Origin of the sequence: Bacillus sp. EKM501B, assembly GCF_011800505.1 — a bacterium.
GTDB lineage: Bacteria > Bacillota > Bacilli > Bacillales > Bacillaceae_G > Bacillus_A > Bacillus_A cereus.
Genome location: NZ_JAALFZ010000003.1, coordinates 209061 through 221544, shown reverse-complemented (window position 1 = coordinate 221544; position 12484 = coordinate 209061). Strand labels below are relative to the sequence as shown.

The window sequence follows — 12484 nt, the reverse complement described above, 5'->3', positions numbered from 1 at the left end:
GACTTACGTCGTCAAAAAGGGGTATGACCAACATAACGAAGAGTAATGTTTTAGTTGATACTGATAATCGTTATCAACTAATTAGAAGTATACATGATGGCATTTCAAATTTCAATAGCATTTCTAATATTTATTTATGAATTTTATGATATGCAAATGTATACATTTTAAGAACTTTTTCTAATACCAATCTGACTCCTTCCATTATCTGCTATAATTTTCATTGAACAGATTAATAACTTCATAATAATGTTTTTATTAATTTTGTTTTAAATATCCATAAATCATAATAAACAGTTTAAATGAGAGTAGGGGTAACGATGAAATATGTTAGTGTTCGAAAAAAACTACTGTTCACACTCTTAAGCATTTCTTCTTTATTTAGCATTGCTCTTATAGTTATTCTTTCATTCGCCATGAATCAAGCAAGTGAAATCGAAACGTTAAAAAATGATGTATCAAAAAGAGCGACGATTTTAAAAGAACGTGGCGATTGGTTCCAAGCACAAGTTGCTGGTTTACAAGAATATTTACTATCACATGATCAAAAAGGATTAGATAAGTTCAACCGAGAAGGGAAAAAATTAGCTGATACTAGAGAGAAAGTAACAAGTGACAAGAAGCTCCCAGAAGGAATGAAAGAAGCTATTTTAATGGGGGGAAAATGGCGTAGCGTCATAGATAATGAGGTACTACCTCTTGCTCGTGAAGGAAAATGGGACGAAGCATCCAAAATTGCTTTAGCACAAACAGATTATGTAAATGATCTTTTAGATCGTTTTAATAAATATACAAATGAAGAGAATGAGAAACGTGACGCATTAATTGCTGACGTCGAGTCTTCTTCATCACTTATTCAATATATTATTTTCTTCTCACTCATTACATGTACATTAACGTCTATTTTATTAGCATGGTGGTTCTCTGGTAAACTCGTTAAACCAATTCGACAAATTGATGAGAAGTTAAAAGAATTAGCTTCTCAAGATGGAGATTTAACGGCTAGATTACACGTAACAAGTAAAGATGAAATAGGTGACATTGCAAATTCCTTTAATCAAATGCTCACTAACTTACAGCATATAATAAAACAAGTTCAACAAACATCAACAAGTGTAAAAGAAGCTTCCGAAAATGTATTTATCGAAACGACTGCTTCTATGGAAAATACCGCAAGGACCCAAGAAACTATGAATGCTCTTGAACACAATATTCGTTCACAAGTTTCTAGCATTGAAGAAAGTTCAACTGCAATGGATGACATGGCAACAAGTGTTCAGCGTATCGCTGAGTCCGCCTCTTCTGTTACTAGTTTAGCTGTCACAACTTCAGAAAAAGCAGATGATGGGAATAAAGTCATTGAGAAATCTATTACACAAATGCACACAATTAACGAAGCTGTTAACGCTACATCACAAGTAGTTGAGCGACTCATTACACATACAAATCATATCGATACTGCACTTCAATCTATTTCGAATATCGCCGAGCAAACAAATTTACTCGCTTTAAATGCTTCTATTGAAGCAGCTCGTGCTGGTGAACATGGAAAAGGATTCGCTGTTGTTGCTGATGAGGTTCGAAAACTTGCTGAACAATCTCAACTAGCCGCAACTGACATTAACCATTTACTGCATCAAATTCAAGCCGATACTAAAATAGCAAATGACATGATGACACAAGGTCAAGCAGAAGCTTCTGAAGGAATTACTGTTATTCGTACTGCCGGATCTTCATTCTCAGAAATTGTTAACCACATTAACAAAGTCTCTACGCAAATGCAAGAAATGTCTGCAACTGCTGAAGAGATGGCTGCAAGCTCTGAAGAAATGAACGCAGCTTTAAATAATATCGCCTCTATTTCAAATGAAGTTGCTGCAGAAACATTACAAACAGCACATTCAGCTGGTGATCAAGTAAACAAAATGAGTATCGTGGCTAACAAATCCTCTGAAATGAAAGCAATCGTACAAGAACTTGAAGTTCTCGTCTCTCATTTCAAAACAAACGCTTAAAGTGAACCTTTCGCTTGTAATGACACAAGCCCAAAGGTATAGGAAAGAAAATTTTACAGTCTCTCTTTTTTCAATTTAAAATATCTCTTTCTATCTCTCATTCCGTCTGCTATAATTCCTAAAGGAAATAAGAAAGCTTTATTCCAACTGGAGTAAAGCTTTCTTTCAATTTTTTACATTTATTAATTCTAATACTAAGATTTCACAAAGGAGGCTTTTAATCATATGAATTTTGTAAGTATCAGAAAAAAACTTATGTTCATGATGGGAACGATTTGCGCTTTATTTGGCATCGCCTTAGCTTTTATTTTATTTTTTGCTATTGACCAATCTCGTAAAGCTGAAACATTACAAAAAGAAATTTCTCCACTGGCAACAGAATTGAAAGAACGTGGAGACGCTTATCAAGTACAGCTATCTGCTTTAAGAGGTTATTTACTACAACATGATCAAGTCGAATTAGACAAGTTTAATGAGATGAGTAAACGTCTTGAGGATTCAAAAGATAAACTTCTTTCTAATCCAAATCTTCCTTCGTCCGTAAAAAGTACAATGGAATTAGGGTCTACTTGGAGAAAGTTCGTTGAAGAAAAAGTATTCACTCTTGCAAAAGAACAAAAATGGGAAGAAGCTTTACAAGTAGCTTCTTCAGAAAACGGAACGGTCTATAAAGTAATTGGTGACTTCACAAATTACAGTAATGAACAAGCTAAATTACGTGAACAATCTATTGAACAAATTGATCAATCTTCACTAGGAATTGAATATGCAGTCTTTCTATCACTTGTTATTTGTATTGTCGTTGCAATTATTCTTGCATGGTGGTTCTCTGGTAAACTTGTGAAACCAATTCAACAAATTGATACAAAACTAAAAGAATTAGCCTCTCAAGAAGGTGACTTAACGGCACGTCTACAAGTAAATAGCAACGATGAAATCGGTGCTATCGCAACATCATTTAATAAAATGTTAGAAAACCTACAACATATCATTAATCGCGTTCAAAAAACATCAGTGGAAGTACAAACCGCTTCTGAAAATATGCTAGAAAAAACGAATACATCACGTGAGGCGACATTAAGAGTCCAAAGCTCGATGTCCAACTTAAATGCAAGTATTCAATCACAAACTTCTAGTATGGAAGAAAGTTCAACTGCAATGGACGATATGGCAGTAAGTGTTCAGCGTATTGCTGAATCTGCTTCATCTGTAGCGGAACTTGCTGTTGCCACATCTGAACATGCTAGCGATGGAAGTACCGTTATCCAAAAATCTGTTTCACAAATGACAACAATACACGAAGCTGTAAATGCTACGTCAGAAGTGGTTGAACGTCTAATCACTCATACGAAATATATTGATACTGCTGTACAATCTATTTCTAATATTGCTGAGCAAACAAACTTACTTGCTTTAAATGCTTCTATTGAGGCTGCTCGTGCTGGCGAGCAAGGAAAAGGATTTGCTGTCGTAGCTGACGAAGTTCGAAAACTTGCTGAACAATCTAAAACAGCTGCAACAGACATTAATCAATTACTACATCAAATTCAAAATGATACAGAAACTGCTAGCTCTATGATGTCTCAAGGCCGTTCTGAAGCATTTGAAGGTATCAATGTTATTCGTGAAGCTGGTACTTCTTTCACAACAATTGTGGAACAAGTAAATAAAGTATCTACTCAAATGCAAGATATATCAGCAACTGCTGAAGAAATGGCTGCAAGTGCTGAAGAAATGAATGCTTCACTTAATAACATCGCTTCTATCTCTACTGAAGTATCCAGCGAAACTGCCGCAACGGCACAATCTGCTGAACAGAAAGTTATTGTTATGAATGAAATGACAGTAACTGCTAGAAAAATGAAACAAACAGTTGAAGAGTTAGATCAGCTCGTATCTCATTTTAAAACAGAATAGATGTTCAAAAAATATCCCTCTTGCGAAGAGGGATATTTTTTTGAGCTCATTTCCTGCACATTATGCTCATTTCCGTTATAATGAGAATCGATATCATTAAAGTGTAGGAGGGGCTGCTTATGTCACAAGAAGCATTTGAAAATAAATTACTTGCCAATTTAGAAGCTGTTATTGACCCTGAACTAGGTGTTGATATCGTTAATCTTGGATTAGTTTATGATGTTACAGCAGATGAAAATAATAATGCTGTCATTACGATGACTATGACTTCTATCGGTTGTCCAATGGCTGGGCAAATCGTATCAGACGTTAAAAAAGTATTATCAACAAACGTACCTGAAGTTAATGAAATAGAAGTAAATGTCGTTTGGAATCCACCGTGGTCGAAAGAACGTATGTCACGTATGGCGAAAATCGCATTAGGTATTCGCGACTAAATAAAGTGGAAATTTCATCATTTGCGGATAGCGGGATAAAGAAAAGACCTGACTAGGATGTCAGGTCTTTTCTCTTATTATTTTACACCTACTGCATCATAAGCTTTCGTTACAGCTTGTACAGCTTTAGAGTTTTTACCGTATAAATCTTCAGCTGACTGAAGTGCCGCTTGACGCATCATTTTGAAGTCAGAGTTTGCAGTTAAATATTTCGTAAGAGCACGGTAGTAAATTTTTTCTGTCGCTTCACGGCCCACTCCAGTTACTTTCACGCCGTAATGATCTCCGCCTTCAGAAACTAAATAAGCAGCTTTATTATTAATACTACTGTTAATATGAACGCCGCCATTATCAGCTGTTCCAGTGTAACGTTTACTATAGTGATCTGGGTAACCTTCACTTGGTTTTAATGGGTTTGGAATAGACGCTGGGTCTTTAAGAGAGCGAAGCGCATCACCAGGTTTATCAGGTGTATAAATATCAGCACCTAAATCCCAGCTCTTCTTCTCAACCATAACACCCATAATATCAGATAACGATTCATTTAACGCCCCTGACTCATTTTTGTAAACAAGGTTTGCTGTATGTTCAGTTACAGCATGCGTTAATTCGTGACCGATAACATCAAGTCCAGCAGATAATGGAATGAAAGTTTTTCCATCTCCATCACCATACATCATTTGCACACCATTCCAAGCTGCGTTATTCCAAGCTGTACCTACGTGAACAGTTGAAATAAGCTTCGCACCTTTATCATCGAAAGAGTTACGATTAAATGTCTTTTTGTAGTAATCATATACTTTCCCTGCATTTACATGCGCATCAACTGCAGCTTTATCTTCGAAGAACTTAGATTTACTTTCAACTTCTTCTCCTGTATATCCAAGCCATTGTGAGAATAAATTAAACCAGTTCTCGTCCATATTTTCTGCATCAAATGTATGAATGCCTTGTCCTCGTTTACCATCAAACAAGTTGAATTGTCCTGTTTTCGTATCTTGAGCAATTTCAAATGATTGTCTAGCACCTAATACTCCGTAACCAAATCCAGTAATGTTATCTACAGCGTTATATTTCTCAATAACATTTCCATTCGTTGCATCAACAAAATAATGCCAATATCCTGGAGCTGGTTTTGAAATCGATGCCTTAACTAAGTATGCAAGGTAGTAATTACCGTCCTTTTCATATACAAACAAATCTTTTTTCACACCGTCATAACTCTTTACTTTACCAATTTCTTTCTCAATATCTGCCTTTGCAATCGTTTCTGCTTGTTCCGCAGTAATGCTTGCAGCTGCAGGAATATTTTTATCATCTAAATTCGGAATAACTTGTCCGAAGAATGCTTTTACATTATTCTCTTTATCAAGTGTAACAGTTTGATCAGAACCGTACACAGGAATGTTATTATGTTTCTCAACTAGCTTCACATGTGTCGTATCAGATTCAGCGTCTTTTTCTTCTCCAACGATATTAAAATGCTTTTCAATATTTCCTGCTAATTTAAACATATCTTTCTTACTCTCTAAGTATTGAAAGACTGTCTCTTTTTTATCTAGTCCTTCCGGTGCTTTCCATTCTTCACCTATGTATGCAGGTGTTTTAAATTCTTGATGATATTGAATTTTTTGTTCTTCCGCTTTCGTTGTCGTTGCTCCAAACGCTCCAAATCCCCCGGCGATAACAGTTAACGCTAATGCTGATGAAATGACTTGCTTTTTCACTATAACATTCCCCATTCCCATAAAGATTTTTGACACTTTTATACAATTCTTATTTTCCCAGCCGATACCTCTACCGAAAATTTGAGAAACATTTTTCAGACAATTCCAATCAAAAAAGAGGACATCTATCGGATGTCCTCTTTTCTATAAACCTTTTATTGTTTTTTCAATTCAATTGCTAAATAATGAGATTGCTCTTTTGCTTCAATATGAATATCTTCTTCTACCGCTTCTGCTGCATCACGCATAACAAACGTTTCACCATTTATTACACTGCTTCCTTCAATTTGTACAAGATACAATTGACGGCCTTCTTTCACTGGAAAATGAATTTCTTTTCCAGCCTCTAATGATAAGGAGTATAAATTCGCATCTTGGTGAATTTGAATTGGTGCATTTCCTTCTACTGAAGATACCATATGGAACCATTCATTTTCGCGCTTGCTCCAATCAAATTTAAACTCACCATAGTTTGGTTTATGATCCGCACGGTCTGGTAAAATCCAAATTTGTAATAAACGCAGCGTTTCATCGCCTAAATTATGCTCGCTATGAAATACACCCGTGCCAGCACTCATATATTGAACATGTCCACGCTCAATCGTTCCGCGATTTCCCATGCTGTCTTCATGTGTTAAAGCACCATCTACAACGTAAGAAATAATCTCCATATCACGATGTGGATGCATATCAAAACCAGTTTGCGCCGCTACTAGATCATCATTAATAACACGTAACGCTCCGAAGTTCATGTTATTTGGATTATAGTAATTGGCAAAAGAAAAATGAAAATGTGTATTTAACCAACCATGATTTGCTCTGCCCATATTTTTATGATCAACTTTTCTAAACATATCCTTCACCTCATACTATCTCGAATTCGAGATTTATTTTAAATTTTTTTCTTATTGTAACTTTTTTAGTAGTGTTAATAATTGCTTTTGTTCCTCTATGTTTAAATTATGAAACTTCTCTGCTTGGAACGTTTCTTGAGGTGGGACGATTTCTTCATATAAAGCTCTTCCCTTTTCTGTTAAAGAAATATATTTCGTAGTACCCTCTTGTTCACGCAAAATCCACTCAAGCTGCTCCATTTTATTTAAAAGCTGCGTTACATTTCCTTTCGTAACAAATAGCTTATTTCCAAGTTCTTGCTGCGTTAAACGATCATGTCCTCCAACTTGAGCTAACACATCAAACTGGGCGGCAGATACATTCCATCTTTTCAAATGCTGATTCGTCTCACGAATACTCTTATTATAAAAGCGTGACAAACGAAACCATAATAGTAGCCCTAGTCTATCTTCTGTTTTCATTTCATCACCTCGCTCGTTTCATATCATTAGTTTAGAACTAAACTTAATAAAAGTCAAATACTTATTTTTAATAAGCACAAAGAAAGCACAGGGCTATTTCTCCACTATGCTTTACATTAACTTTCTACTCTTATATTCATCCAATTTCCTCTCCGCGAACTTCCTCGCATCTTTTTCAATCCACCGCTCTTCGTACCGTTCACTTCCCACATACAATATATCTCTCTTATGTTGCATCGCATGGCGAAATTCATGCAGTAGCGTTTTGAGAACTTGCTCATACTCTTCCCACATACAAACGAAAATTAATTTCTTTTCTTTATGATAAAAACCACCTACTGGGAATAGGAACTCTTCTTCCTCTTCCCCTAATGATAGAAGTACATCATTTGCATCACACGTATCACAAAAAATAACGGGTGTTTTACATACTTCAATAAGAGAACACAAATCCTCTCTCAGCTTTTTGACATCCCAAGGAAGCTCCGAATCCAACACATACCAATTCTCTACCTGTTGATATACATTTTGAAACTGGAGTTCCATTTTTCTTTATTCCCCTTTCCAAACTCCCTTTTCCTATATGTATGCCACAATATAGTAAATATTAAACGTATTCTTTCATCCTTGAAAAAATGCCAATAAAAAAAGAATCTATGTCGACATAGATTCCTTTTCTGTAATCACTTTTTTTTCATCATTTTTTTTAATACAAAATAACCAATTGCACAAACAATAGCAGCAAGTGCAAAGTATTTCACATATGGCCCCGCAACTTTATTAATACTTTCCCACTCTGTTCCTAATTTAAAACCTAAATATACAAACACAATTGACCACGGAATAACAGCTAATGTAGTTAGCGTAATAAACTTAGCATGTGACATTTTCGCAATACCCGCTGGTATCGAAATAGCATGACGCACAACCGGAATAAAACGTGCGGTAAAGATAACGCCAGTTCCATAACGATTAAACCAATCTTCAGCATAATCAATATGTTTCTTCTGAATTAAAATATATTTTCCATATCGCTCAAGAACAGGTCTTCCTCCATATCGACCAATCCAATAAATGAATAGTTGTGCAATTACACCACCAATTGTACCGAACGCGACAGCGCCCCAAAATGTAATGCTTCCTGTTGATACTAAATAGCCTGCATAAGACAATACGATTTCACTTGGAATAACCTCTAGCATTAATCCAAGCATAATTCCCCAATAACCAAGTCCTTCTAAAAAAACTAAAACCGAATGAATCAACTCTCCTAACATCATGTACCTCTCTTTACTGTTTTCATCACCAAAATAAAAGTACAAGCAGGAAATATCTTGTACTTTTATTTTTTTAATTTAGTTAGTCTTCGTATCCCACTTAAAGATTTTATTTAAGAATTTATATACATTCTTCGACTCTTTTGTCAGAAGTGGGCCTAAAATGGATAGTATAAGCACGTATAGTGCTGAGAATGGTTTCAGTACTGACATTAAACCACCGGCGATACCGATATTAGCCATAATGATGGAGAACTCTCCTCTTGAAACGATTGTTAATCCGATATTTGTTGATGCTTTATGAGATAATCCAGCTTGTCTTCCTGCAATCATTCCTGCTACAAAGTTACCGATTATCGTAAGAAGGACAGCACCTAACGTTAACCATATCGCTCCGCCTAATGAGAACGGATCAATACTTAACCCGAAGCTGAAGAAGAAAATAGCTCCGAAAAAGTCTCTAAATGGAACAACAAGATGTTCAATTCGGTCACTATGCTCTGTCTCAGAGAAAACTAATCCTAGAAGAAGTGCTCCAATTGCTTCTGCAACGTGAATTGTTTCTGAAAAACCAGCAATGAAGAATAACGAAGCAAATACTACAATAATAAAGATTTCATCTGAGCTAATATTGAGCAATTTATTTAATAACGGCGTAGCCTTTCTAGCTACTATAAAGAATAGAAGCATATATCCTAAAGCAATTCCAATTGAAGTAAGGGCACCTAAGAAGGAAGCGTGATCTCCAAGTACTAAACCAGAAACAACTGATAAATATACAGCAAGGAATATATCTTCAAACATAATAATTCCTAAAATTAATTCGGTTTCATTATTACCAGTTCTTCTTAAGTCCACTAACACTTTAGCAACGATAGCGCTAGAAGAAATCGTAATAATACCCGCAATAATTAAGATTTCTAGTAATGGGAATCCCATTATAAATCCGTATAACAAACCAAGTGAAAAGTTAATTAAAATATAAATCGTTCCGCCAATCGCAATAGAGCGTCCAGATTTAATTAGTTTTTTCATTGAAAATTCTAATCCTAGATAGAATAGAAGGAATAGAACCCCAATTCGTCCAAGGAAGGAAATTACACTTGCACTTTCAATAAATTTGAAATCGATAACACCTATTGTCGGTGCATGCGGTCCTACTAACATTCCAAGAACGATTAGAAAAGGAATTACTGAGAATTTAAATTTTCCAGCAATTACTGCTGCAATTGCCACTAAAACTAAAGCTGTACCAACTTCAAAAATTAACGTATCCATCTAATCAGTCCCCCCTATTTGAAAGTAATTCATTAATGATTTTTTTAATTTCTTCTCTCTCACCTGAAACTACAAGCATATCTCCTTCTTCAATTACTGTTTCTGGTCCTGGATTAAATAGCTTCTTCATGTTCTTCTTCATAACTGCGATTATTGTTACGCTATATGTTTTTCTGATTTCAAGATCGCCAATTGTTTTTCCAATTGCTGGAGCTGTATTCTCCACTTTGAACCACTCAATCGCTAAACCTTCAAAAACCATCTCAACATTTTCTAACGCCCTAGGCTTATATGCCATTCCACCTAATATTGCAGCGATTTGTCTCGCCTCTGAGTCACGTAGTGAAATACTTGAGATGCTTTCTTCATGGTCTGAATCAAAATGATACATTTCTCTACGACCATCGTCATGAATGACAATTACCATCTTTTCGTTACCTTTCGTAACAATTTGAAACTTATAACCAATACCTGGAAGTTCACTTTCTCTAATATTCATTTTTAGCTCCTCCATAACTTTTTTATTTTAATTTTCTGTTTTTCTGTCTTTTATTCATCCAATCAACTTTAGAAATTCTAGCCACTCAGGATATTTGTGATTTGGAAATCTTTTATTGTAATAATAAGTGGACCCTAAAAAGATACTTAAAGATGTAATGATAAAAAATATATTACTTCTCATTTTCAAACTCTCAAGGCTTACTTTCCATAAAGAATCTTCTTTCAAATTATCCCCACTTTCTCGCTTTAAATTTAGTTTTTTAAAATGTAAATAATTCTAAAAATATTACTATGTAACATAATCATAACACAAAAACAATTTAAGTAACATAATTTTTTAGAAAAATTGATTCTCGTATATTTTTTGCATATAATTTTCTTATTACGAAAAAAAGGAAGTGTATTATATGGTTGATATCTTTAGCAGATTCCTTGAGGTAACGAATAATATTTTATGGTCATATATTCTTATTGCAATGCTAATCGGCTTCGGTCTTTACTTCTCTTTTAAATTAAAATTTGTCCAAATTACTCATTTCAGTGAGATGGTCAGCTTAATTAGTAAAGGGTTTAATCGAAAAGAAAAAAAGAAAGATAGCATCTCACCATTCCAAGCATTTTGCTTAAGTGCAGCAGCACGTATCGGTATCGGAAACTTAGCTGGTGTAGCATTAGCAATTTCAATGGGTGGACCTGGCGCAATATTTTGGATGTGGTTTATCGCAATTATCGGAGCAGCTACTAGTTTTGTAGAATGTACACTTGCGCAAATTTATAAAGTAAAAGATGGAAGTAGGTTCCGTGGTGGACCAGCATATTACATGGAAAAAGGGTTAAACAAACGCTGGATGGGCGTCTGGTTTTCACTTCTTATTACAGTTGCGTACGGATTAATTTTCAATTCAGTGCAAGCAAATACAGTAACAATAGCGTTTGAAAATGCTTTTGGACTAGAGCGAACAATCGTAGGAGCTCTATTAGCCTTATTAGTTGCAGTTATTATTTTTGGTGGCATTAAGAGCATTTCACGTATTACAGAAATGATTGTTCCGCCAATGGCAATCGTTTATATCGGCGTGGCTATTTTTGTCGTTATTAACAACTTCAGTATGTTACCAAGCATTTTCATGGAAATCTTTAACGGTGCATTCGGTTTAGACCAAGCCATCGCTGGTGGTATTGGAGCAGCAATCAAGTTCGGAATTCAGCGCGGTTTATTCGCTACAGAAGCAGGAATGGGTAGCTCTCCTAATGCAGCCGCAACATCTGATGTATCTCACCCTGTAAAACAAGGGCTTGTTCAAGCATTAGGCGTTTTCGTAGATACATTCTTAGTATGTACATCAACAGCATTTATCGTATTATGTTCTGGACTTTACAAAGGATCAAATTTAGAAGGTATCGAATTAACACAAAACGCATTAAGTTCACAAATTGGACCGTGGGCAAGCACTTTCTTAGCGATTATTATTTTCCTATTCGCTTTCAGTTCACTTCTAGGAAACTACTATTATGGTGAAACAAATATCGCATTCATTAAAGAAAGTAAAACATGGTTAATGATTTATCGTGTTGCAGTTGTCGGAATGGTATTCTTCGGATCAATCGCTGCTCTTAAAACAGTTTGGAGTTTAGCTGATTTATTCATGGGACTAATGGTATTCACAAACTTAATTGCCATCTCATTCCTTAGCAAATTTGCTTACGCTGCATTAGTAGACTATTTGAAGCAAAAGAAACAAGGAAAAGATCCTGTCTTCGTTGCAAACTCTATCCCTGGCTTAAAGAATACAGAGTGCTGGGATGGGCAAGATGTAGAAGAAAAACAAAAGGCTGTTTAACAAATAAAAGCGGAAGCGGCTCGTTCAGAATCGCAGGACACTTCAAGCTCTCGACCTTGAAGCGCTTTTTGCTTCGAGCGAGAGAGCGAAATGACCGGAGATTCTAGCCGCTGGAGCTGGATATTACTTTAAAGCGGAGGTGACTTGCTCAGAACAGGAGGGCATTGGAGCTCCT

At 35.6% G+C, this 12484-nt stretch carries 11 protein-coding genes; 4 read left to right on the top strand and 7 right to left on the bottom strand.

Translation table 11 applies throughout. The features are described 5' to 3' along the window. Positions 1–320: 320 nt before the first annotated feature. From HFD78_RS10185 to HFD78_RS10175, 3 genes are all read left to right on the top strand, one after another. Positions 321–2015 carry a methyl-accepting chemotaxis protein gene (locus HFD78_RS10185; RefSeq protein ID WP_098219137.1) on the top strand — a complete coding sequence of 565 codons (1695 nt, stop codon included), beginning with the start codon at positions 321–323 and terminating at the stop codon, positions 2013–2015. Positions 2016–2240: 225 nt separating this feature from the next. Continuing rightward, positions 2241–3932, top strand: coding sequence for a methyl-accepting chemotaxis protein (locus HFD78_RS10180; RefSeq protein ID WP_001012195.1), 1692 nt, complete (start codon positions 2241–2243; stop codon positions 3930–3932). A gap of 119 nt (positions 3933–4051) precedes the next feature. Continuing rightward, on the top strand, positions 4052–4369 hold the full coding sequence (locus HFD78_RS10175; protein ID WP_000076422.1) for a metal-sulfur cluster assembly factor: 318 nt from the start codon (positions 4052–4054) through the stop codon (positions 4367–4369). A 77-nt stretch (positions 4370–4446) separates the two neighbouring features. Here the strand turns inward: HFD78_RS10175 and HFD78_RS10170 are convergent, their stop codons facing one another. From HFD78_RS10170 to HFD78_RS10140, 7 genes are all read right to left on the bottom strand, one after another. Continuing rightward, positions 4447–6096 (bottom strand): M4 family metallopeptidase, encoded by a 1650-nt coding sequence (locus HFD78_RS10170; protein ID WP_000745121.1) that lies wholly within the window; start codon positions 6094–6096, stop codon positions 4447–4449. Between the two features lie 155 nt (positions 6097–6251). Continuing rightward, positions 6252–6950 (bottom strand): pirin family protein, encoded by a 699-nt coding sequence (locus HFD78_RS10165; RefSeq protein ID WP_065702881.1) that lies wholly within the window; start codon positions 6948–6950, stop codon positions 6252–6254. 51 nt (positions 6951–7001) lie between these two features. Continuing rightward, entirely contained in the window at positions 7002–7412 is a 411-nt protein-coding gene (locus HFD78_RS10160; RefSeq protein ID WP_061139651.1) for a MarR family winged helix-turn-helix transcriptional regulator, read from the bottom strand. Between the two features lie 111 nt (positions 7413–7523). Beyond that, on the bottom strand, positions 7524–7958 hold the full coding sequence (locus HFD78_RS10155) for a DUF3920 family protein (RefSeq protein WP_000422795.1): 435 nt from the start codon (positions 7956–7958) through the stop codon (positions 7524–7526). Between the two features lie 137 nt (positions 7959–8095). After that, positions 8096–8689 carry an undecaprenyl phosphate transporter UptA gene (gene uptA / locus HFD78_RS10150; RefSeq protein ID WP_000900214.1) on the bottom strand — a complete coding sequence of 198 codons (594 nt, stop codon included), beginning with the start codon at positions 8687–8689 and terminating at the stop codon, positions 8096–8098. Between the two features lie 78 nt (positions 8690–8767). Continuing rightward, entirely contained in the window at positions 8768–9967 is a 1200-nt protein-coding gene (locus HFD78_RS10145; RefSeq protein ID WP_000380218.1) for a cation:proton antiporter, read from the bottom strand. Between the two features lie 4 nt (positions 9968–9971). Next, positions 9972–10466, bottom strand: coding sequence for a cation:proton antiporter regulatory subunit (locus tag HFD78_RS10140; RefSeq protein WP_098255158.1), 495 nt, complete (start codon positions 10464–10466; stop codon positions 9972–9974). A 409-nt stretch (positions 10467–10875) separates the two neighbouring features. Here HFD78_RS10140 and HFD78_RS10135 point away from each other — a divergent pair, with 409 nt between their 5' ends. Continuing rightward, positions 10876–12309 carry an alanine/glycine:cation symporter family protein gene (locus HFD78_RS10135; protein ID WP_000227591.1) on the top strand — a complete coding sequence of 478 codons (1434 nt, stop codon included), beginning with the start codon at positions 10876–10878 and terminating at the stop codon, positions 12307–12309. The last annotated feature ends 175 nt before the right edge of the window (positions 12310–12484 follow it).